This window comes from Pseudomonas sp. BN505 (genome assembly GCF_029873175.1).
In the GTDB taxonomy this organism is placed as follows: Bacteria; Pseudomonadota; Gammaproteobacteria; order Pseudomonadales; family Pseudomonadaceae; genus Aquipseudomonas; species Aquipseudomonas putida.
This window is the reverse complement of record NZ_SSOI01000065.1, coordinates 17,105-40,995: the sequence shown is the minus strand read 5'-3', so window position 1 is coordinate 40,995 and position 23,891 is coordinate 17,105. Positions and strand designations below refer to the sequence as shown.

The window sequence follows — 23,891 nt, the reverse complement described above, 5'->3', positions numbered from 1 at the left end:
TATGTTTGGCATGATCAAAGGTGTGTGGAGCTACCGAGGCTTCATTATCTCTTCAATCAAGAACGAATTCATTTCACGCTTTGCACGAAGCAAGCTGGGCGGGTTGTGGATGATTATTCATCCCCTGGCCCAGGTCGCCATCTATGCGCTGATCCTGTCCAACGTACTGGCCGCCAAGCTGCCAGGCATTGACAATAAATACGCTTATGCCTTGTACCTGATGGCCGGCATTCTGGCCTGGAACCTGTTTGCCGAGATCGTCAGTCGGTGCCTGACGCTATTTATCGAGCAGGGCAATATCATGAAGAAGATGCGCTTTCCGCGTATTACGCTACCGGTTATCGTGGTGGGCTCGTGTTTGCTGAACAATGTCTTGTTGTTCGCAGCCGTGATGCTGGTTTTTTCATTGCTTGGCCACTATCCGACGCTGCAGATACTTTGGCTAATCCCGTTGGTGATGATCGTCGTCGCATTAAGCGTTGGCATTGGCCTGGTATTGGGTATTCTCAATGTGTTTCTGCGGGATGTCGGTCAGGTAGTGCCCATCGTGCTGCAGGTGTTGTTCTGGTTTACCCCAATTGTTTACATGGTCAATGTAATACCTGAACACCTTCGGGCCACCCTTAGTTTTAACCCCATGTATCCCATTGTTACTGCCTATCACGACGTGCTTCTGTACGCTAAAGCGCCAGATTTGAGTCAGGCGGTTGTCATGATCGGGATTTCCTTTGGTCTGTTGTTGCTTGGCCTGTTCCTGTTCCGTCGGTCTGTGCCTGAAATGGTGGATGTACTATGAGCCTTTTGAGTGTCAGTGATGTGGGCAAAGCCTACAAAACGTACCGTTCGGAACTGCAACGAATCGCCCACTGGTTCTTTTTGCCCACGAAGGCAAGCAGTGAGCACTGGGTGTTGAAACATATCAACTTTGCAATTGAACCCGGCGAAGCCATCGGCATTATCGGGCAAAATGGCGCCGGCAAGTCCACCTTGCTGAAGATGATCACCGGGACGTTGCAGCCGACCCAGGGTCGAGTGCAGGTCAATGGCCGAATCGCAGCCATTCTGGAGCTGGGCATGGGGTTCAATCCAGAGCTCAGTGGCCGCCAGAACGTGTACCACGCTGCGGGTCTGATGGGTTTCGATGTACAGCAGATCAATGATGTCATTGATGACATTGAAGCCTTTGCCGAGATTGGCGAGTACTTTGATGAGGCCGTGCGTACCTATTCCAGCGGTATGCAAATGCGCGTCGCATTTGCCGTGGCGACTGCGTTCCGGCCAGAAATCCTCATCGTCGATGAGGCGCTGTCGGTAGGGGACAGCTATTTCCAGCACAAGAGTTTTGAACGCATCCGTGAGTTCCAGCGGCTGGGAACATCGCTTTTGATCGTGTCGCATGATCGTGGGGCCATCCAATCGCTGTGCAGCCGGGCCTTGCTTCTGGAAAACGGCTCCATCATCAAGGATGGGCCACCAGAGCAGGTCATGGATTATTACAATGCCCTGATTGCCGAGAAAGAAAACAGCACCGTGCAAGTCAAGCAACTGGCTGATGGCACCGTGCAGACGCAGTCGGGCAGCGGCGAGGCAACTATCGGTACCGTTGCTTTGTACGACATGCAAGGCACGTCTGTCGAGTTCGTGGCGGTGGGTGACAAAGTGACCCTGAGCGTGCAAGTAGAGGTGCACGCGCCGATCCCTGAGCTTGTAGTCGGCTACGTGATCAAGGACCGTTTGGGCCAACATGTTTTCGGTACCAATACCCACCACTTGGGCAAAGCCCTGAAGGCGCTTGAAACCGGTGAAAAACTGGAATATCGCTTCGACTTCGAGATGAATCTGGGGCCTGGTTCCTATTCTGTAGCGGTTGCCTTGCATGCCAATGAGGTGCACATCGGCAGCAATTACGAATGGCGAGACCTGGCGTTGGTGTTCAACGTGGTCAATACCTCAAAGCCCCAATTTGTCGGCATGGCGTGGGTCCCAACAGCTGTGGAGTGCATCCGGTGAAAAAACCTTTCTATCGCGCTTTCGAGGACCGCTACCGTGGCTCCACGAAATTGATCACCGAGCGGCTGCAGGTGTATTTGCCGTTCCTTCATCCGCTGTTGGCACTGGATGACGAGCATCGTGCGATTGACTTGGGCTGTGGCCGTGGCGAGTGGTTGGGTGTACTGGCCAGGCAGGGCTTCAATGCGGTTGGCGTAGACCTGGATGACGGCATGCTGGAGCAATGCCGGATCGAGGGTTATGCCGTTGAAAATGCCGACGCCGTTGCCAAGCTTAGATCGTTGGCCGACGCCAGCCAGGTGCTGGTGTCTGGGTTCCACATTGCCGAACATGTCCCCTTCCCGGTTTTGCAAGAGCTGGTAGGGCAGGCGCTTAGAGTACTCAAGCCCGGCGGGCTGCTGATACTGGAAACCCCCAACGCCGAAAACCTTATGGTGGGGACCAATAGCTTTTACCTCGACCCCAGCCATGAAAAACCTATCCCCAACCTGCTACTGAGCTTTTTGGCGGAATACGAAGGCTTTGGTCGCAGCAAACTCTTGCGGTTGCAAGAGCTCTCACCACTACCCGCACACGAGGACATGCGCCTGCTGAATGTGCTCAGCGGTGTAAGCCCAGACTACGCCGTAATTGCCCAGAAAGATGCCCCGGAGCCGACACTTTTGGCCTTCGCCAGCGCCTTCGATGCTGAGTATGGGGTGACCCTTGAGGGCTTGGCTGAGCGCTATGAAGAGAGGCTGGCTAGCAACTTCCAGCAAGTGGGCGAAAGCGTCGAATGCTGCAATTCGGCATTGGTGCAAGTTAACCTGGACCTGGGTCAGCACCAGGCAGGGCTTGCGGATTTGAGCCAGGAAGTCGAGCGTCATCGCGCCGAACTGGAGAGCCTCAAGCAAGTGGTGAACGGCCTGAACCACCATCTGGCCGATACCCAGCAACGGCTGGCTCTTGCTGATGAGCGTATGGCGGCGACGCAAGCCTGGATCGATCAGCAGCAGGCCAAATCGCTGGTAGCCATCGTCAAACGCACAGCCAGGCCGCTAGCCGTCAGGATGATTCGGTCGGTACTCGGCAACCAGGTGCTGCGACACAATGCCAACCAGTTGCTGCGCAAGTTCCCCAAGCTGCACCATCAGTTGAAACTGTTCGCTCAGAACCGCGGGCTTATTGGTGGCGGTGCGTTCGCATCGGCGGGCATGGGCCACGTCGGTTTTCAGGCGGTAGATTACTCGAGGGTAAGTTTTGCCGTATATCCCAAAGCACCGCTACTGCCTGAAGGCTATTACCTAAAGGACGAGGCTGTCGCACCGGCGTTTGATGCCGTACGGATCACGGGGCATATCGAAGGCCATTACAGCCTCGCTATCGTCAACCGCGGCTTGGGTGTGGCATTGTTCGACATGTTGGAGGGCAAGCTCGCGTTCCAGCCCTACCATGGCAAGGCGTACGACAATGTCATCGAGATACCAGCCTTCCAGCAGCGGCTGACAAATGCAGTAGGCCAACCGTTGGATGAAGCGTTGGAAGGGGAAGTGCTGTCGATCGTTCATCACTACCCCATGATCAAGGACCTGAAGGGCGCTGGCATGCGCCTGGTCATATTCTTCTGGGAAGAAACCGCAATCCCGTATGAGACCATCAGCTTCATAAACGAAAACTTCGATGCTGTTATCGTGGCCGCTTCTTTCGTAAAGAAAGTGCTGCACGATTCTGGCTGTGAAGTACCGGTGTTCATCTGCCCTGTGGGGGTAGATCACATCATTACCAATGAAGTGGCACCGATTACCGATATTCGTCCTGCTGCCGGGCAGCGGTTCCGCTTTTTGCATGTATCGTCGATGTTTGAGCGCAAAGGCCCCGATGTGCTGCTTGAAGCCTTTGCCGAGGCTTTCTCCAGCGCCGACAACGTCGAGCTGTACATCAAGACGTTCCCCAACCCGCACAACCGCGTACATGAATTGATCGCCAACCTCTCGGCCGATCGGCAAGACATGCCATCGATCGTGGTTGACGAAAGCCCTATGGACGACCAAGGCATTATCGCGTTATATCGTTCCGCCCAGACGCTGGTGCTGCCAACGCGTGGCGAAGGCTTCAACTTACCAGCGGCCGAAGCGCTGGCAATGGGATTGCCAGTAATCGTCACCGGCTTTGGTGCGCATGTTGATTTCTGCACGCTTGGCACTGCCGAGCTGCTGCCGTTCTTGTTTGCCAAGTCGGGCAGCCACCTGGGTGCGGCCAATTCATGCTGGGTCGAACCGGACAAGCATACCTTGGCCCTCAAGATGGGCGAACTGCGCGGCAAAATCGTGGAAGGCGACGATGCACTCGAGCAGCGCCGGCGCCAAGGCATTGAACTGGTTCGCAGCATCTACACTTGGGAGCAGAGTGCGCAGGCGGTCTTGGCCAGTGCTAACTGGCTCAAACACGAAATGCCGGCGGCCGCCGCCAGTAAGACCAAACTGGTGGTGGTTTCTCCTTGGGCAACCAAATGCGGCATTGCTGAATACACTCAGGCATTGCTCAGCGAGTTCAAGCAGGACGATTACGACGTTCGCATCTACTGCGATGAGCGCACAGACACAACCTCCGATGCCTATCAGCCTGCCTGGAGGCTTTCCGACGCCAAATCGGTGTGCAGGGTGTTGGCCAACGAGGGCTGTGCCGATGCTGATGTTGTTTTGGTGCAGCATCAGCCGAGCCTTTTCGCCCTCAATGATGAAGTTTGCGAGCGACTGGCGCAGTTGCACGATCAGGGCAAGGTTGTGGTGCTTGAACTGCACTCTACGCAGCCGTTGATTACCGACCACCGCCTTTCCGACAGGGCCGTACGTTCGCTGCGCAAGCTTGACCGCATCATCGTCCACAAGCCTGAAGACCTGAATAACCTATTGGTGCTGGGCCTGGCCGCCAACGTCATGATGATGGCGCACGGTGTTATCTCGCCGCTCACTGACGTGCAGCCGGCGGATGTCCGCGATGAGTTGGGTATCGCTCAGGATGACCTGGTCATTTCGTGTTTCGGCTTCATTCTTGCCCACAAGGGTATCGACACGCTGATCGAGACCATCCTGCCGTTGGCGCAAGAAACAGGCCGCAATGTTCACATGCTCGGTTTGCACTCCATCCTCGATGCGCGCAGCGAACAGACACTGGACGCTTACCGGGCCAGGGCGGTTGAGCTTGGTGTGGATGACAAGATCACCTGGGTTACCGATTTCCGCCCCATCAAGGAGTGCCTGCGCTTGATGAGCGCAGCGGATTACGTGATCTTCCCGTACAAGGAAACACAAGAAAGCGCCAGCGGTGCGGTAACGATCGGCATTACCACCCTCAAGCCGGTGCTGGTGAGCCCGATCCATATCTTCTCGGACATGGCTGAAGCCACCTTGCAGATGACCGGTAGCCACGCAGCGGACATCGTGGCGTCGATCGCCGAGCTTGAACGCAACCCGGACAAGGCTCAGGCGTTGGTGGCGCGACAGGAGCGATGGATTGACGACCGCAGTTGGGAGCGGGTTTCTGCCCGCCTGAGCGCTACCGTGCAGGCACTGTTGTTCGAAAACAACCACCTCGCCCCGATTGTGGAAAAGCACCGCCGACTCAGCCCGGGAATTAGCCCGGCAGCACCGAAGAAGTTGCTGGTGGATGTGTCCGAGCTGTACTTCCGCGATGCCAAGACTGGTATTCAGCGCGTTGTGAAGCGGGTAATCAATGAATTTCAGCGCGGTGAGGGTGTTGATTACCAGGTAATCCCTGTATTTGGCGTTACCGGCAAAGGGTATAGGGTTGCAAGTGGATATCCAGGTTCCAGTGCCTATGTGGCCAGCTTGAGCGAATGCCCGATTGAGTACTCGGCGGGGGATGTGTTCCTGGGGTTGGACCTGAGCGCACATTTGTTCCCCGAGTTTGACGGCGAGCTCGAGCGCATGCGCCGTGCAGGCGTGGGTATCCACTTTGTGGTTTATGACCTGATCCCGTTGTTGCACTCAAGGTTTGCCTACCCCGGTATTGATGGCGCCTTCAACAACTGGATGCGTTCTATCAGCCAATATGCCGATGGGGTTGTGGCGATCTCGGCTGCGGTGGCTGCTGACGTTAAAGTCTGGTTGCAGCAGCACGGTGGCGGGCGGGTGATGCCGTCCATCAGTCATTTCCACCTGGGGGCTGATATCGAAGACGTTCAAGGCCAAGGCAGCTCTACGCTGGAAGATGCGTTCATTGACCAATTGAAAGCGGTGCCCACGTTCCTGATGGTGGGTACGCTTGAGCCGCGCAAAGGCCATGCACAGACTTTGGCTGCGTTTGATGTGCTGTGGGCCCAGGGTGTAGAGGTGAACCTGGTGCTGGTTGGCAAGGAAGGCTGGGCCGTAGAGCAGTTGGTCCAGGACCTGCGTGCGCACCCACAATTGGGCAAGCGCTTGTTCTGGCTGCAAGGGTTGAGCGATGCCGACCTGACCGAACTCTACAGTGCCTGCTGTGCGTTGATCGCCGCCTCGGAGGCCGAAGGCTTTGGCTTGCCGTTGATTGAAGCCGCGCAGCACAAACTGCCCATCATTGCGCGGGATATCGCTGTGTTCCGCGAAGTGGCGGGGGAGTTTGCCTATTACTTCCAGGGCGTGTCCGCGGATGAGCTGGCTCACGCCATGAAGCAATGGCTGGAGCTGTTCGAGCAAGGAGCCCAGCCGCTGTCGGATGAGATGCCCTGGCTACATTGGAGTGAAAGTGCAGCTGAACTAAAACGCCTGGTGTTGGGTGTGACGGAAAATACTCAGCTGAAGCATAACGCCCCTGCTCAAGCGCACTGATTGCGTAAGCTGGGCCATACATGAACCCTGCAATGCGGCGCGGCCGCATTGCAGGGTTTTTGCTGTATGGGGGTAACTTGTAAGCGTTCCGTCAGCCCAGATCTCCGCCGCGCGGGCGGCGCTCGATTGCACCGGCGCAGCCATGCCCGGCGGGCGCTTACAAGCCCGAATTGCTTAACTGACCGGCATCGGGCGCAGGGAGTACCATTTGGGAATGGCAAACAAGGAAGGAGCAAAAAGCCCCGGTTAAAACATGTGTCCAGAGAGAAGGCTGCGTTACCGCAGCCCCTCCCCGCTAAAACCGTTACTCGAACAGTTCGGCGTCAGCCAATGCGACCCCAAGCTGGTCCTTGCCAGACAGGCTTGGTACGAAGTCGATAGGCCATTCGATGCCTACTGCCGGGTCATCCCAGGCAATGCAGCGCTCGCACTGCGGCGAGTAGAAGTCGGTGGTCTTGTAGAGGAACTCTGCGGTTTCACTCAACGTGACGAAACCGTGTGCGAACCCTGGCGGGATCCACAGCTGGTTCTTGTTCTCGGCCGACAACACCGCACCTACCCATTTACCGAAGGTAGGGGACGAGCGACGGATATCCACCGCAACATCGAAGACTTCGCCTTGCACCACACGCACCAGCTTGCCCTGAGCGTGAGGTGCCAGCTGATAGTGCAGGCCACGCAGCACGCCTTTTACCGAGCGCGAGTGGTTGTCTTGTACGAAGTCGGGCTGCAGGCCGGTCACTTCGCTGAAGACACGGGCGTTGAAGCTCTCGTAGAAGAAACCACGTTCGTCGCCAAAAACCTTGGGGGTAAACAGCACGACTTCGGGGATATCCAGCGGAATGGCTTGCATCAGAACACCTTCTCTTTCAGCAAGTTGTGCAGATACTTGCCATAACCGTTTTTCAGCAGTGGTTGAGCCAAGCGCTCGAGTTGCTCAGCGTTGATCCAGCCAGCGCGGTAGCAAATTTCCTCAGGGCAGGCGACTTTCAAGCCCTGACGGCGCTCCATGGTTGCGATGTACTGGCTTGCCTCTAGCAGACTGTCGTGCGTGCCGGTGTCCAGCCATGCATAACCCCGGCCCATGATTTCAACCTGCAACTGTTGTTGCTGCAGATAAAGATTGTTGAGGTCGGTGATTTCCAGCTCGCCGCGCGCAGATGGCTTCAAATCGCGGGCCAGGTCGACTACTTGGTTGTCATAGAAATACAGGCCGGTAACGGCATAGCTCGACTTGGGAACAGCCGGCTTTTCTTCCAGCGACAGTACGCGGCCGCTATCGTCAAACTCCGCTACGCCATAGCGTTCTGGGTCATGCACGTGATAAGCGAACACCGAAGCCCCGGCTTCACGCTTGTCTGCATTCAATAGCAGAGCCTGGAAGTCATGGCCGTAGAAAATATTGTCACCCAGTACCAGCGCAGATGGGTCGTTACCGATAAAGTCTGCGCCGATGGTGAATGCCTGGGCCAAGCCATCCGGGCTTGGTTGTACTGCGTAGGACAGGTTCAGGCCCCACTGGCTGCCATCGCCCAGCAGCTGTTCGAAGCGCGGGGTGTCTTGCGGGGTGGAGATGATCAGGATGTCCCGAATCCCTGCGAGCAGCAGGGTGCTCAGCGGGTAGTAGATCATCGGTTTGTCATACACCGGCAGCAGCTGCTTCGAAACCGAAAGTGTGGCCGGATGCAGTCGTGTACCCGAACCGCCAGCCAGAATAATTCCTTTACGAGCCATGAGAGTCCCTATTACTGGATTTCGTCCAGCATACGTTGCACGCCTTGCTCCCAAAGCGGCATTTTGAAATTGAACGTGTGTTCCAGCTTGCCCAGTGCCAAGCGCGAGTTGCGCGGACGTGGTGCAGGTACTGGATAAGCTTCGGTGCTGATTGCAGCAACCTGATCAGCTGTCACTTTCAGCGCTACGCCAGTGCGTTGAGCGTGCGCCAGCACGTACTGAGCAAAACCATGCCAAGTGGTTTCACCGGACGCAGCCAAGTGGTAAATCCCAGCCAGGTGACGGTTGTCTTGCCCATTGAAGATTTGCCGCAGGATGTGTGCGGTAACGTCGGCGATCAGGTCAGCGCCCGTTGGTGCGCCAAATTGGTCTGCTACCACGCTCAACGTCTCACGCTCCGCCGCCAGGCGCAGCATAGTCTTGGCAAAATTGTGCCCGCGCGCAGCATACACCCAGCTGGTGCGCAGCACCACGGCCTTGGCGCCGGTGGCGAGAATGCCATGCTCGCCTTCCAGCTTGGTGCGGCCGTATACCGAAAGGGGGCCGGTAGGCGCAGTTTCCTCCCTGCGCTGACTGCCGCTGCCGTCAAATACATAATCGGTGGAATAATGAATCAGCCAAGCGCCCAATGCTGCTGCTTCACGTGCTAATACAGCAGGAGCCTCGGCATTGATTGTGGCGGCCAATGCCTGATCGCTCTCAGCCTTATCCACTGCAGTGTAGGCAGCAGCGTTGACGATCACGTCCGGCGCCAGTTGCCGAACCGTGGCGGCCAAGCCGTCCAGGTTGGACAAGTCGCCACATAAGCCCTTGGCCCCTTGACGATCCAGCGCGATGACCTCACCCAGCGGCGCCAAGGCGCGCTGTAGCTCCCAGCCTACTTGCCCGTTTTTCCCCAACAGCAGGATTTTCACGCTTTATTTGCCCCATATTGCTGTGCCACCCAATCACGGTAGCTGCCGTCCATGACACCTTTTACCCATTCCTGATTGGCCAGGTACCAAGCGACTGTCTTGCGAATGCCCGTCTCGAAGGTTTCGGCAGGTTTCCAGCCGAGCTCCCGCTCGATCTTTCGTGCATCGATGGCATAACGGCGGTCATGGCCTGGGCGGTCGGTTACGTAGGCGATGAGTTCTGCGTATTGTTCGACAGGCTCGCCGGTCTTCTGGTTGATTACCTGGCGCGATGCCGCAGGTGCCATCTCGTCGAGAAGGCTGCAGAGTGTCCGCACAATGTCAATGTTGGCTTTTTCATTCCAGCCGCCAATATTGTACGTCTCGCCGAACGCACCGGCTTCCAGTACGCGACGGATGCCCGAGCAGTGATCTTCGACATACAGCCAGTCGCGGATTTGCTGGCCGTCGCCATAGACAGGCAGCGCCTTGCCGGCGAGTGCGTTGACGATCATCAGCGGGATCAATTTTTCCGGGAAGTGGAACGGCCCATAGTTGTTGGAGCAGTTGGTAGTGAGTACCGGCATGCCGTAGGTATGGAAATACGAGCGTACCAGATGGTCACTGGCTGCCTTGCTGGCGGAGTATGGGCTGTTCGGCGCGTACGGCGTGGTTTCGGTGAACGCCGGGTCGTTTGGCCCCAGTGTGCCGTAGACTTCGTCGGTAGAGACATGGAGGAAACGGAAGGCCTCCTTCTCTGCACCTTCCAAACTATTCCAATGCGCCCGGGCGGCTTCAAGCAAGCGGAACGTACCCATCACGTTGGTTTCGACAAACGCTTCGGGGCCGGTGATCGAGCGGTCTACATGGGATTCGGCCGCGAAGTGAACAACGGCGCGCGGGCGATGCTCTGCGAACAGCTTGGTCAGAAGCGCAGCATCGCAAATATTGCCTTGCACAAAGCGATGCTGAGGGTTGCCTTCCAGCGACTGCAGGTTGGCCAGGTTGCCTGCGTAGGTCAGGGCGTCGAGGTTGAGGACGGGTTCCTCATTGTGCGCACACCATTGCAGTACGAAATTTGAGCCGATGAAGCCGGCTCCGCCTGTTACTAGAATCATTATATATCTCTTGAAAAATACCGAAGTGGTTAGCGCTGGTGGCTCGATATAGTACGTATCCTGATTGGGACTTTGACCAGGTCTCTATCAAGCGTCAAGCGGCAATTCGGTTGCAGGTTGAATTTAGTAAAATATAGGTTGGCCTGATCAGCAACGGTACCAAAGTTTTCATCTGTGGATTGGCCGTCAATAATGGATGGATAGGCTCCGGATACTTGAGGGGTCTTACAGTTGCTCGGACCCTTCAGTGTCATTATCTTTACAGGCTCACTCCAATTAATGAGGTCTTTGGACCATGCGAAACTGAATTCCACGTCAATTCTGGGCGAGGGGTTATTGATTTTTCGTGTTTTTTCGAACGTTGATATGTAGCCTTGGCTAGCGGAATGCCAAAGCAAACTACGAATTTTATAAGGCAGTGTTGCCAAAGGAATGCAGGTGTGGCCTCCACTATTCCCTCCTGGCCCGTTGAAGAGAGGTTCATCGTAATAACGGCCACTCCATGCGCGCCAGGATTTAGAGTCTGCGAGGTTGTTTGTCCTTGCTAAGCAATTGCCGCCTCGCTGCTTTTTGAACGAGCTCGCATAAAATAGAGAGTAGAAATAGTTATCAATTTTTACGATGTTGGAGGTTGTGAGAAAACCAGCACTCCCTGCCTGTTCCCCTGAGAATTTCTCAGGGGAGTTGGCAATGATGTGGTTAGGTGGAGCGGCCATTGAGAAACTCTCCCCTCCATCTGAAGAGTGCGCAAGCACGATAGCACTCATCCAGCAGTCCTGGTTTGTGCTTCCTTTGAGCGTGCACTTGTTAAACCACTTTCCGTGATAGTCGGAGCTGCCGAGGCTGTAGATATCTTTTCCAGAGCCTATGCTATAAAAGGTCTGAAGCCAAATTCGAGCGTCGTAGCTCTCGGGAACAGAACTGAAGGCAGCAGCGAAGTTGGTGCGGCATTCAGGTTTGACGCTGTCCACTGTCGGCCCTTTCAAAGGTACATTTTTAAAGTGTGTGGCGTATAGCTGCACCTGCCCGTCCTCGGAACGGAATGCCCGAGCAGGGGAGTCGGGTATGTTTTCGTCAAAACAACGGTCATTTTTCCATTCAAAAACTGTTTCCGGACTGCCTGAACGGATCTCGATACTGATAGGCGCAGGGGCACATAAAGCGGTGAGAGGCGAGAGCAGTGCTATTGATAGAACTTTTTTTTGCGTAAAAAACATGTCCGAGCCTCTCCTTTGTATTGCGCTTACGCTCCATCCAATAGTGGGTTCAAAGTACATGCGCCGCTCGCCCTTTTAACGGTACGGGGCGAGCTAATGCATGAAAATACTGCCCAGGTTGCCTCAGATCAGAATATTACTTTGAGGTAAAGATACTCCATTGTCGGCGAAGAATTTTTGGTATTGGTCCGCTATTTTATGTCTGTTTTGATCGAATGCCTTACCGTCAAACTCGACTAAATGCGGGAGGTCTTTGAGTGTGATGCCGTCTTTGACATCATTCGCCATAACATATGGTATCATGCATTTTTCACAAAGTTCGCGGATTCGCGAATCGTGTGCAATGCAAAGGCCTGGAACGCCAGCCTGGATGGCGAGCATGACGCCATGAATCCGGGCCCCGACAATAAAGTCGAAGCGTCTCAGATACTCCATCCATGCAGGAATATTATAGAAGGATATGAAGTATTTGCGAATCCACTGGGCGAACTGATCATCGTTTAGGCTGATCTTCAAATAGTCCTTTAATTTGGATATGTATTCAGGGTTTACCAAGTCGAAGTCGTTACGAGACAAAGCTACGGCTTCATCAGTCGCTTGTACGATATACATGCCATTAGTGTCTTCCATCATGCGAACTAAGGAGGCTTCTAATACGCTTAGAGCTTTCCAGTTTGGGTGCCCAGCAGCGATGGCGACCTTACTGATCTTACGCTTGTAGCGTTCCTGTAGTTTAACACCGTGATCAGCAGACTTATTAATCAATAGTGAAGGGCAGCCTAGCGATACAGCTTTGTCACCGAAGCCATAGTGCGTGAGTACCCGTAGCGTGTAATCGCCACGTACAGTGATGTTTGGCTGATTTGACGCGGCGCGGGCGACCAACGCATCCAACCAAGCTAAGGTACCTTCTGGAAGTTCGGGTATGTCGTTATGGCCGACGCCACCTTGAGCTCCAAGGCCTATGGCGAGAAAGTTCGCCTTGAATTGTTTAAATACGTTGGCCATCCCTCCCATATTCATGTGAGGGCCCAGCTGGTTGGCACACGGCATGATGCCGGTCCCGCCGAGGGAATTTACAAATTCAGGGCTTGAGCTCCAGGATGCCGTCCTTGGTACGCTGCCAATGAGACGGTTAATGGCGTAATGGAAGGCCAGATTGCCAGTATTGTGGCCAACCTGGTTGTACAGCTCTTTCGTACCGAGGCTGTGAGATGCTGGCACCGATTCATTTAGGCCAAAAGTGAAAATGCTTGGCATGCTGGTCTCCATTGTCATTTTGTGCAGCGGAAAAATGCCTAGGTTTCCACTGCATTGCATCCGGATTTAGGCGAAACGACGAAGGTCGTTTCGCTGTCCGCTGTTGGCTCCTATGCGGTCGACAAGGCGCTGACAGGGATTTTCCGGCTTGTGCTAGGGCTGCTTGTGTCGATTTTAAGGTGCTCGACAGCGCACTCAGTGTAACTGATCGGCCTTTCAATGCCATTCTGCAGGGTGTCCCACAGCCCGTGCGAAGTCGCTGCTTCAACCAGCGTATCGGCCAAATCAATCGGGTTTCGCGCCTCAAAATGCAAGCCATTCACGCCATGGGTGACTTTTTCGGCCATGCCCCCGATATTTGCACAAATGACCGGCCGGCCGTGAATGAAAGCCTCCTGAATGACCATTGGTGAGTTTTCCCACCAGATTGAAGGGACGAGTACCCAGTCGATTTTCGCCAGTCTGCTCTTGAGTTGGGAAGCCTGATACGGCCCGGCCCAACGAACGCAGCCCTCAGCGATCAATGGATCCATCATTCCTCTGATCTTCTGCTGGAACTCATGCGACTGATGTTCCAGGTTCGCACCGTGAAATTCGACGACGAGGCTTTTTCTCTGCTTGGGCGTAAGTCTAGTAATAGCTTCAAGCAGAAGGTCTGCGCCTTTGAACTCGTTGATTTGTCCAAAAAAACCAAACCGATTGCGCTGTGATGCTGAAGGCCTAGATGGCAGCGGTTCAGCTTCTTCCTGCCCGTTTTCGATAACAGTAATTTTCTGTGGATCCATTCCCCAGGCGATGTACCGCTGGCGCAGAAACTCCGACGGCGAAACGAAGTGATCTACAAATTCGAAGTGCTCTTTAATGAACATCTCTCGCAGCCAGAATTGCTCTCGGCTAAACGCCGGTAGGCAGCGGTGGCAGTCATCAATAGAGGATTCGTAGCAAAGCTTCTTGCTACCGGCTTTGACCATTTGACCCTGTTGGTGACAGATGGCCATGTATTCGTGCAATGTAACTATAAGTTGCGCTTCTGGGAGTTCCTGTTTAATTATTCGGAAGTACTCCAGGCCGAGGTGGAAATAATGATGCGCAAAGATCTTAGTAGGTCGCAGCGCCGCGACCATTGCACGAAACCCGTGCCACACTGCGTGTGCATTGGCAGCCTTGATCAGGAAAGAGTTACCCAGTGACTGCTCCCAGAGGTATTCGTCTTCCCTGCGCAGGCTGAAGCTACCGGTTGGTCCATTGCCGCGGTCAATACGGCCTATAAACCAAGCTTTTTCAACATTTGGCTGAGTCTTAAAAGCTTTAAATAAGTTGTAGGCGGCAATCTCCCCTCCGCCCAAATTGAAATCAGGATGGCCGTGCGCCAGTACTAAGATGCGTTCTTTACTCATGGCGTTTACTCCGACGCGAACTTGTTCGTGATTTGTTCAATTTGCTTGCCCCATTTCTTGGTGTGGCGCCAAGCATTAAATCTAACAACCAGCGTCCTGTAGGAAACATCGCCGAGCAAAGTGAACGACTGTCGTTCTAGATGTGTGAGTACTACAGATGGCAGGTAGCCGATTTTCAGCCCTTCGGCATGGACTTTCAAACACAAATCGGAGTCCTCAAAGTCGCCGATCAAGTAGCCCTCATCAAGGCCTTCGATTTGTTCGTAGGTTTTTCGTTTGATAGCCACGCATGCGCCGGTAATGGCGGGCTTTTCAGTCAGTCCATCCTGGGGGTCGAGTGATGGATCCAGGCCGGCCAAGGGGTGCTTATTCAGCCACACACTCCAGCTTTGTGAAAAGATAAACTGCATACCGCAATGCTGGATACTTCCATCCGGGAACAAAAGCTTTGCGCCGATCATTCCGTATTCAGGGTTATCAGCGAGGCTCTGTGTGAGCTGTCCCGCCCAGCCGTTATGGCGGGGGAAGACGTCACTGTTCAACAAAATCAGCGTTTCTCCATGTGAGTGCTTTACGCCAAGGTTGTTGGCGCCGGAGAAACCTCGGTTACGGTGCCCCCAAATAATGGAAAAAGGAACTTGATATAGCTTGAATAATGACTCTGCTTCATTTACGAATGCATTGATCAATGCTGGGTCGTCAATGACGTAAATGATTTCGATATCTTTCTTAAAGGCCGGGTCTTTCGCGAAAGAACTTAATTGATGCTCAACAAAGTCCCAGCGACCGTACAAAGGGATGATGACGCTGGTTTTGATTGCGTCTTGCGGAAGTTTGCCGAAATGCCAAGTGGTCGCCGGGTGCTCATTTCTCTGATTTTCAAGATTTCTTTCGAAAATTAGCGAGTTGAGCACGTCCCCTTCCCAATTGTTGAGTCGAGAGTTGAAATCCTGGGCAGGGGTAGCTAGCGAGAAAGAAAATTTCGCGTAGTTGACAGGGTCGTCCGCAACGTTGGTCCAAGAGTTGAGCGCAATTAATGTACACTTGCCTGCGTCGTCCTCAATAACGCCGATCTGGTCGCCGCGTTCTTGGGGGAAAGGCCAGTCGGTCACAAAACCGCCATAGTTTATCTGCGACGAGAATTCATTGCTGAAAATTTTTGCGACATCATCCCTGTGGTAGCGCAGGCAGCTCGAAAGATCTTTTTTATTCCCTTTGGTATCGACGAGCCAAAGAGTTACACCAGGTTTGGCGATACTCCAGCCTGATAGCCCGCCCACTTTGCCAGGAATCGCACCACACAAATCGATATGAGCCTTCGACTTAGTAGATGCTGCCACTGTGAGATCGGAAATGGATAGAGAATACCCAGGAGTCTTCGTGATGGGTAATTTATAGGCGTAAAGTGTACCGTTAACACTGAATGTGAGGTAAAAATCGTCTTTGACAGGGAATGGAAGTTTGACTTCCAGGTGGTAGCCCGAGATTTTGAATTTGGAGTTTTTCTCCAGTGTCGCTTCTACGTCTGCTCGGGCGACATTGCTGGCTTTACACGGGAGCGCTTGGCTTGAAGTTGCGAGGCAGAATTGCACAGCTGGGTGCGTGCACCAGAGGTTTATGTACACATGACCGTCGTTCTGCTCGATTTCATCTAATTTAATGATGAATTTTTTCGAGTTGTCTTTGGACGCCAATGTGACCGGCTGCGACCGTATATCGTGAAGCACAATAGGTGTGCTAGTAGCGGGTAACGTTTTATTGGGCTCAGGTGCCACGGTTTTGGTATTCACTAATTTTTCCCTACGGTGAATATTTATGCAGTTTCGGCGGTCGCTTGGGTGGTATAACCAGCCGGATATTTCACCTGCCAGCGCCATGTATCCTGGATCATATCTTCTAGATTACGTGTTGCCACCCAGTTCAATTCGTGCCTTGCTTTGCTCGGGTCAGACCAGCTCTCCGCTACATCTCCCGCCCGACGAGGTGCAATGGAATACGGGATTAGCTGCCCTGTAACTCTTTCGAACGATTTGATTATGTCTAAGACGCTATATCCTGTACCTGTGCCAAGATTCCATGTGTGAAGGCCTTTGTGCTCGCAGATATAATGCAAAGCTTTCAGATGTCCCTCCACCAAGTCTACCACGTGGATATAGTCCCTAATCCCCGTTCCGTCGGGTGTCGGATGATCGTTACCGAAGACTTTCAGCTCTTCAAGGTTTCCGATCGCTACTTGGCTGATGTAGGGGAGAAGGTTATTCGGAATCCCTTGCGGATGCTCGCCCAAGTGGCCGCTTTCATGCGCGCCAATTGGGTTAAAGTAGCGAAGTAATGCAATGTTCCAGCGCGGGTCGGAGTCGCTGAAGTCTTTAAGCATATCTTCGATTATCAGCTTTGTGCGGCCGTAAGGATTGGTTGGCCTACTAACCTCATCCTGCTCACTGATAGGCATCTGTGAGGGCGTTCCGTACACGGTTGCCGACGAGCTGAATACAAAGTTGAACACGCCATGCTTTTTCATGGCTTGGAGTAGCGCGAGAGTACCAGCAACATTGTTCTCATAATACATTCCCGGCGCTCTGACGCTTTCCCCTACAGCCTTCAGCCCTGCGAAGTGAAAAACCGAGCTGATCTCAAGTTCACTGAACAGCTTGTCGAGCAGAGTGCTGTCTCCAATGTCGCCATGAACGAACTCTGGACGCTTACCGCAGATTTGCTCTACGTTATTCAACGCCGTAGCCAAGCTGTTGCTGAGGTTGTCGAGCACAACGACCTCATTGCCGTTTTCCAGCAATGCCAGCACCGCATGAGACCCGATGTACCCGGTGCCCCCAGTTACCAGTATTTTTTTGTTCATGATTCAGTCCTTTAAAATTATCCCTTTACTCTGCAAGCGCGCATTTTACTCTCCAGTCCGGGCGCGAGAATTCACGCTGCGGGGGGCGTTGGTCATCGAGGGCGGAAGGGCTAACCCGCCATATGGACCGCTCAGATGATCTGTGCTCAGCGCTGGGTGGTAGCGAACATCCTGATTGCCGCTTAAGGACCACCGCTCCATGAATCGCCTCTGCTCCCGTTCAGCTCGCGCCCGTTTCTCCGGCGTCTGGTCTTTCCCTCGACTGGCTGATTCTGCGTGAATTAACTGCGCAAAAGCAGTCCAGATCAGATGCATACCTTGCTGTTCGATCCGCAAGCAGAGATCTACATCATTGAACGCAACAGGAAACGCATGTTCATCAAGGCCCCCAACGTCATCAAAAACTGATTTACGTAGCAACAAGCATGCGGCGGTCACTGCGCTTTGCCTGCGAGTGATCTGATTCATTCCCAAGTAGCCTGCGTCACATTCCTCCAAATTGTTACCGGTATGTGCAGCCAGGCCATTGATTCCTACAACTACCCCCGCGTGTTGCACCATGCGATTCGGCCACAGCAGTTTCGCACCGACCCCACCTACGCCGGGGCGACATACCTGAGCAACCATCTCCTTAAGCCAGCCGCTCTCAATAATCTCGATATCGTTGTTCACCAAGCAAATCAGCTCACCTGATGCAGCGTTTACCGCGCGGTTATTGATAGTTGAATAGTTAAAGGGGAAAGGGTGCTTTAGAACGGTCACGCCGCGTGACTTGATGGCATCCAAGTAATCGAGCGTGTCAGTCTCACTAGACTGATTGTCGACTACTATGATCTCTAGGTGTGGATAGTCGGTATTGTTCAACAACCCCTCAATGCAAGCGCTTAGTAGCTTGTACTGATCGCGGGTAGGCACTATTAGGCTGACCAGCGGTAGTTTCTCTGGAAGCGCCCAGTGGGCTCTTAATAGTGCTGGGTAATTTTCCACACGGCTCACTGTTGTTCCAGAAGCTTGCGAATCGCATAGCCATTGCATCGCATTGAGCCGCTGTAACGATGGCTCTGCTTGTTCCGGGCTAGCTGGTGCATGGAATGCTCGGTGATACAGTACGCGTGGCAAGTGCGCGACTTTGATTCCGCTGTTCTCCGTAGCCAGCGCGATGCCTGCGGTGAGATCGTACCAGCCGACAGTCGTTCTGTCGGTGCGGCTGGATAGCAGTGCCAGTGCTTGCTCTACAATGCACGCACTGAAGATCGACCCTGGCGTAAATATGTCTGCACCGATGAATAGATCAATATCCCATACGGGTTTGAACCATGGTAGGCAGCGTTCCCCCTGACGGCCGTCACGATCGCAATCGGCAAATGCCCAGCCATTACCGCCGTCCAGTAAAACGCTCAGTTGTGGCAACGCCAGCGGAGCCAAGCGGTCACCAGCCATCAGCGGCAGGATGCGATCGCAGCCTGCTGCCAACAACTGATTTAAAGAAGATAAAAGGTCGTCCGCCGTGCATATGGCTATTTTATGCAAAGATGCGCGGTCCTCGCCCAGGCTAGCAAGACTGACTTGTTCGAGTGCTGCATTCTCTTCGCTGATTAATAACAAGCCAATCTTGCCTTGAAGTGCTGGGCGCTCCGTCCTCTCTAGGCGCTGGAATACTTCGTACCAGCGCGGGTAATGTTGCCAGCCAGCGCTCTTCGGCAGGCGCAGGGTGTGTTCTTTGGAGACTTCGGTCAGCAAGGTTACGACTTCGACATCGTGTGCCGGATCGAGTTTGCGGAGTAGCCCGTTCACACCCTCAGGCCAGCAACATAGCTGAATCGGGCTACCGGCCAGCGGTTGGCCTAGATCGTTTACGATCTCAAGTATGTGAATTTTACCATCGGCCAGCTCCCAAGGAAGATCGATGGACAGGCCATGATCGCTGGTGTCGCGGTAGGCAAGGGCCTGGTGATGCAAATCGCATAAGGCGGTGCAGATGATCCTGCCGTCTTCGCGGACTGTGACCTCGACATGTCGACTTGGTGTCCGAGGGTCCCACGCCCAACCACCAATGCGTAGGCCACCGGCGTGCCAGACCTGCGATGTAACAGCCGAAACCTCGTCGCTGAGCGCAGCTGGCAGTCGCACTTGGCCTGCCAGCTCAATATCTTGGTTAGCAATCCGCGCCGTGATGAGCCGCGCTTCGGCCAGCCAGGCTTTGCGGAGTTGTACAATGAAACCGTGGAATTGGTCCCCCGTTGGCGCTAAGGGCTCGAACTGATCTGCGCGTGCCAGCGCCACACAGGTGCCATCGACAAGTACTTCAACCACGGGGCGGAGCTCCGGTTCTGCGGTATCTAGCGCCCAGCCCTGTAGCACGTCACCCTGAAGGCCAATAATGCCTCCCGTGTAACGGTTGGTTGCAGCATGATGCTGGCCCGTCTGTGGCTGTTCCAAGAGGTTTTGACTCATCAGGCTTGGCTCAGTGTAAAAGGTAGGGAAGTCAGAGTACGCGCGCCAGCTTCAGCGGCGACGGCGCTGGGGAAGGCAAATAAAGCGGTGCCGAGTTCATCGGCCAATACTGGGCCGAGCCAGTCGGAACCTGGGCGGTCATCAAAGCTCAGCACACCGCCGCAGCCTGCAGCGAGGGCACGCTCGGCTAAACTGAACTCCTGCAAGTCCGGCAGACAGTGAGCCGCTCCAGTTGCTTGCAGCGCTTTCAAGCCAGGGCTGTCATCCTTGGCTAGTAGCACCAGGGGCAACTGTTTACTTACAATTTGCCTGGCGAGATTAAGCCACCGCTGCGCAATAGCGGGCCGATTGAGATTGTCGCCAATCAACAAAACCTGCGGTATATCGACTGTCTTAGGCTCGCGTCCGCGAGAGGCAGGCGATTGCAAGTTAGCTTCAGGTAAAGCTTTTTCGTAAGCAGAGTTCAGCGCATGCCAGGGTAGTTGCACAATTGATGCTTCGCGGGCGAAGCGTGCCCAGTCGTAACTCGCGTTCTGAGTCAGCAGATGGTCATCACGGCAGGTGATGCGATAAGGCCTGTCCAATTCGCCCGGTAGGTCGCACAAGGCGATAGGGCACCGGGCCAGTTGTTCGTAAGCGACATCGGTTATTGGAAGCAGACGTAATGCTTCGAGCAACTGCTCTAGCTCGCACGGGATGGCGAAGTCCAGGCGCAGAGGCAGAGGAGTAAGTTGCGCTTGCAGCGTCACCCATGTTTGGTGGGACTCATGCCGCCATGCAAGATTGATAGCTTCTTCGCTGTGTGAGCCATCATGGACGTGTAAGGTCCTGGCGCCCAACGGCTGCAATGGCGATTCATGAGAGGCTACCGCCCTTTGCGCCGATAAGTCAGCTTCCGCACTGTTGTCGCTTGCGGGCGGGGGCCAGGATGCCTCTCGTGCAGCAGCGGAAAGGCTCGCCAGTTTGGCTAGGCGGGCACGCTGTAGCGCATCGCGAGCCGGTTTGATCGGGTCGCGCAGTGTGAAAACGTTATAGCGGGCCGAGGCGTCTGGGTAGCGTTTGCGTAGTAGTGCATTGTTCTGCGCGACGCGCAGGATTTTTTCGGCGCCGAATGATACGCCACCTTGGTGTGCCACGAACACGTTAGGCGCGCCCATGTGTCGCCAACCATGGGCTCGCGCCCGTAGGCACCAGTCGGTTTCTTCGCCATAACCACGGGCAAGATGCACTTCATCCAGATAGCCCACCTGGTCGAGCGCAGCACGCTTGATATATAGGCAAAAGCCGCAGCCGGTCTCGATTTCCATCGGTGGGCTGTCAACCTGGCGAGCCAGTTCGTCCAGCTCGGCCTGCGCCTGAGCGCTGGGCATGGCATGGCTGACCTGGCTTTTGGGAAAGCTCATCAGCTCCCCGTTATTGGTGAACGGAGTTACCGAAGCAATGCTTGCATCGCTGTAAGCCACTTGGCGAAGTCGGTCGAGCCAGGCCCCGTGCACGCGGGTATCAGCGTTCAACCAAACCACGTCTTTATTGGGGCTCAGGGCCATCGCGCGGTTCATGCTACGGATGAAACCAAGGTTCACCGGATTGTTAACCAAGGTAATCTTGCCTTTGCTGGCTAGAACCTTCAAAGCCTTGGCCAGCGCAGGTACCGGGGTTCGGTCTTCGATCACCACCAAGCGGTGAGCAGTGCGGTTGAGTTTGCGGGCCTCCAGTGCACTGTTGATACATTCCAGTGTTTCATTGAGGCCGTCATACACGGGAATTAGCACATCAACTGGCTGCTGCTGGCCCCCGCCCTTTACGCTGGGAGGTGGCTGGAAAACCGGCATCGCATACACTGGGCTGCCCAGTAGAGCGGTGCCATTGGCAAAGTGCAGGTGCACCTGTGGGGTAGGGCTTGGCACGCTCACCCGCAGGCCGCCGTGAGTGCCCGGCAGGCCGGCAGCGCTGAGCAGCGGGTGTACAGCGCCGGCCACGGCATTCAACTTCACGCCGTTGACATCAATCACCAGCGCCGCAGGGGCTTGCAGGTTGGCCATGTCCACAGCCCAACCCTGGATCTCCCTTAGCTCTGGTAGATAGCGCACCACACCCACGGTGCGCGGGGCATCGGCTTGCCCGGCAAGCAATTTGAGTACCTGCGCCAGCTCTTTCCCACTGTGGATTTCCGGCAGGTGGGCGAAGATCATGCGGCGCAGTTCGGCCGGTGTTGCCGTCTTGGCACGGGCTTCCCACAGCATCAGGCGCAAGCCAAGGTCGTTGGGTTGGGCTTTCCAAGCATTGGTCAGGTAGCGGGTGGCAAATTCGAAGTGGTTTTGCGCCAGCAGGCTGCGCCCGACCAGGGCATGAACGTCAGCCCGATTGGGAAGTGCCTTGGCGGCATTGGCAAAAAATAAAAACGCCAGCTCTGGCCTCTGCGGCAGGGCCGCGATGCCTTTCCATACCAGTGCCTCCGGCCGATATTCCGCGATTTGCAGTGCGCGCTCGAGCGCGGCGGCCGCCAGCTCGGGCTCGTTGGCTTGGCGGTGGCGATGGAAAACGTCCAAGAGCGTTTCTCGCCCATGGTCAAGGATTCTGGACATAAGCTTGGCTTGGCTACAAGAAATAAAAAGAGGGGCGACCCGAAAGTCGCCCCTTTGGCATATGCCTAGCCCTAAGGCCAGACATATGCAGCGCTACAGCAGGGCTAGTTAAACTTGGCCGTGCAGTACAACAACGTTGTCGTTGTGAGCAACGGCTTCGTCGGAACCAACGATTGCTAGGGCAATGTCTGCTTGCGAAGCACCAGCTTCCAGCTGAGCAGCCCAGTGCGCCTTGCCGGCGTCATCAGCAGTACGGTCCAGAGCGGACTGGTACAGCGAATCGATGAAGTCGGAGTTGGCTTTCGACGCCGCTTCGGCAGAGCCTACGATCGCCTGGGCGATGTCGGCACGGCTAGCGCCGTTGAACAGCTGGGATACCCAGTCTTGCAGGCCAGCTTCGTCAGCTTCGCGACCCAGGGCAGCTTCGTACAGGTTTTCAACGAAGGTACCGTTCGACGCATCCAGTGCCTGAGCTTCGGCCGAAACCGAGATGGCAGCAGCTACGTCAGCCAGGCTACCGCCGTTGGCCAGCAGCTCGGTCCAGACGCTGGAGCCGGCATCGTCAGCAGCACCGCGACCCAGCAGGGCCTGGTACAGGTCGTTAACGTCATTGGCGTTGTTAACACCCGCGAACTCGGACGAATCCAGCAGGGCGTTGGCAACGTCGGTCAGCGAACCACCGTTGTTGACATAACCAGTGAAGAACTTGGCGCCTTCCTGGTCTACGTCGCGGTCCAGGATGCCTTGGTACAGGCGCAGGGCAGCAGCTTCTGCGTCGTTGTGGGCCAGGGCAACAGTTTCAACTTCTTCACCGTTGACGAAGGTCAGGAACTCAGCGTCGGTGATCGAAGCGGTCTGGTTACCGGTCAGGTTGACGTTGAAGTTGTTGCCGACTGCGAAGGCATAGTCATCGCGCGAGCCGTCCAGCTGGACAACGTCGTAGCCAGCACCAGCGTTGACGATGTCAGCGTGGTTGCTACCGCTCAGGATGATGGTGTCATCGCCGGTACCGGTGGTGACGTTGTTGTTGCCAGCGCCAGCGATAACGGTGTTGTTGCCGTTGCCAGTAACGATGGTGTCGTTGCCGTCGCCAGCATCGATCAGGGTGTTCTGGTCGCCTTTGACGGTGATGACGTCGTCACCGTTGCCGGTGGTAACTACCAGTTCGATAGCCGAGGTGTCGACTGCAGCCAGGGCAGCGAAGGCCTGAGCGTCGGCAGCAGGGGCAGCTTGACCTTGCAGGTTCACGACCAGGTTGGCATCGCTCTGCAGGTTGTAGACGGTTGCGCCAGCAGCTTCGGCAGCGGCCAGGTCAACAACGACGGTGTCGCCCTTAACGCCTTCTACGGTGCCTTGAACGATGCTTGCAGCGCCGGATTCTGGCAGCTGAACGGTGGTGCCGGTGATGCCAGCAACTGCAACGGTCTCTACGTTATCCAGGTTCAGCAGGCTGTTGATAGCCTCGATGGTGGAGTCGGAGAGGTTGGCGCTTTCGGCGGTCAGGGTTGCCAGCAGATCGCTGCTCTGTACGGGATTATCGTATTGCATTGTGTATTCCTGT

15 protein-coding genes are annotated in these 23,891 nt (G+C 55.0%); 3 read left to right on the top strand and 12 right to left on the bottom strand.

The window, feature by feature from the left end:
* Position 1 precedes the first annotated feature (1 nt).
* From E8E78_RS20765 to E8E78_RS20755, 3 genes are read left to right on the top strand one after another with little or no spacing between them, the layout of a single operon-like run.
* A complete protein-coding gene (locus E8E78_RS20765) occupies positions 2 to 796 on the top strand; it encodes an ABC transporter permease (RefSeq protein ID WP_197897898.1) in 795 nt (264 codons plus the stop codon).
* Positions 793 to 2,010 (top strand): ABC transporter ATP-binding protein, encoded by a 1,218-nt coding sequence (locus tag E8E78_RS20760; RefSeq protein ID WP_280314961.1) that lies wholly within the window; start codon positions 793 to 795, stop codon positions 2,008 to 2,010. The genes E8E78_RS20765 and E8E78_RS20760 overlap by 4 nt, the downstream gene beginning before the upstream one ends.
* Positions 2,007 to 6,815 (top strand): glycosyltransferase, encoded by a 4,809-nt coding sequence (locus tag E8E78_RS20755; protein ID WP_280314959.1) that lies wholly within the window; start codon positions 2,007 to 2,009, stop codon positions 6,813 to 6,815. Before E8E78_RS20760 ends, E8E78_RS20755 begins: the two co-directional genes overlap by 4 nt.
* A 304-nt stretch (positions 6,816 to 7,119) precedes the next feature.
* Here the strand turns inward: E8E78_RS20755 and rfbC are convergent, their stop codons facing one another.
* The 12 genes from rfbC to E8E78_RS20695 all read right to left on the bottom strand — a co-directional run bounded on the left by rfbC (position 7,120) and on the right by E8E78_RS20695 (position 23,878).
* Complete coding sequence (gene rfbC, locus E8E78_RS20750) at positions 7,120 to 7,668, bottom strand: dTDP-4-dehydrorhamnose 3,5-epimerase (RefSeq protein ID WP_280314958.1); 549 nt, start codon at positions 7,666 to 7,668, stop codon at positions 7,120 to 7,122.
* Entirely contained in the window at positions 7,668 to 8,549 is an 882-nt protein-coding gene (rfbA, locus tag E8E78_RS20745) for a glucose-1-phosphate thymidylyltransferase RfbA (RefSeq protein ID WP_280314957.1), read from the bottom strand. The genes rfbC and rfbA overlap by 1 nt, the downstream gene beginning before the upstream one ends.
* Positions 8,550 to 8,560: 11 nt before the next feature.
* On the bottom strand, positions 8,561 to 9,463 hold the full coding sequence (gene rfbD, locus E8E78_RS20740; RefSeq protein ID WP_280314956.1) for a dTDP-4-dehydrorhamnose reductase: 903 nt from the start codon (positions 9,461 to 9,463) through the stop codon (positions 8,561 to 8,563).
* A complete protein-coding gene (rfbB, locus tag E8E78_RS20735) occupies positions 9,460 to 10,560 on the bottom strand; it encodes a dTDP-glucose 4,6-dehydratase (protein WP_280314955.1) in 1,101 nt (366 codons plus the stop codon). The genes rfbD and rfbB overlap by 4 nt, the downstream gene beginning before the upstream one ends.
* A gap of 29 nt (positions 10,561 to 10,589) precedes the next feature.
* Entirely contained in the window at positions 10,590 to 11,777 is a 1,188-nt protein-coding gene (locus E8E78_RS20730; RefSeq protein ID WP_280314954.1) for a hypothetical protein, read from the bottom strand.
* Between the two features lie 123 nt (positions 11,778 to 11,900).
* Positions 11,901 to 13,037, bottom strand: a complete 1,137-nt coding sequence (locus E8E78_RS20725; RefSeq protein ID WP_280314952.1) for a polysaccharide pyruvyl transferase family protein — start codon at positions 13,035 to 13,037, stop codon at positions 11,901 to 11,903.
* A gap of 110 nt (positions 13,038 to 13,147) precedes the next feature.
* Entirely contained in the window at positions 13,148 to 14,434 is a 1,287-nt protein-coding gene (locus E8E78_RS20720) for a glycosyltransferase family 4 protein (protein ID WP_280314949.1), read from the bottom strand.
* A gap of 5 nt (positions 14,435 to 14,439) precedes the next feature.
* Positions 14,440 to 16,224, bottom strand: coding sequence for a glycosyltransferase (locus E8E78_RS20715; RefSeq protein ID WP_280314946.1), 1,785 nt, complete (start codon positions 16,222 to 16,224; stop codon positions 14,440 to 14,442).
* Positions 16,225 to 16,247: 23 nt separating this feature from the next.
* A complete protein-coding gene (gene galE / locus E8E78_RS20710) occupies positions 16,248 to 17,291 on the bottom strand; it encodes a UDP-glucose 4-epimerase GalE (protein ID WP_280314944.1) in 1,044 nt (347 codons plus the stop codon).
* 45 nt (positions 17,292 to 17,336) lie between these two features.
* Positions 17,337 to 19,745 carry a glycosyltransferase gene (locus E8E78_RS20705; RefSeq protein WP_280314942.1) on the bottom strand — a complete coding sequence of 803 codons (2,409 nt, stop codon included), beginning with the start codon at positions 19,743 to 19,745 and terminating at the stop codon, positions 17,337 to 17,339.
* Positions 19,745 to 22,294 carry a glycosyltransferase family 2 protein gene (locus E8E78_RS20700; protein ID WP_280314941.1) on the bottom strand — a complete coding sequence of 850 codons (2,550 nt, stop codon included), beginning with the start codon at positions 22,292 to 22,294 and terminating at the stop codon, positions 19,745 to 19,747. Before E8E78_RS20700 ends, E8E78_RS20705 begins: the two co-directional genes overlap by 1 nt.
* 144 nt (positions 22,295 to 22,438) lie before the next feature.
* Positions 22,439 to 23,878, bottom strand: a complete 1,440-nt coding sequence (locus E8E78_RS20695) for a DUF4214 domain-containing protein (protein WP_280314939.1) — start codon at positions 23,876 to 23,878, stop codon at positions 22,439 to 22,441.
* Between the last annotated feature and the right edge of the window lie 13 nt (positions 23,879 to 23,891).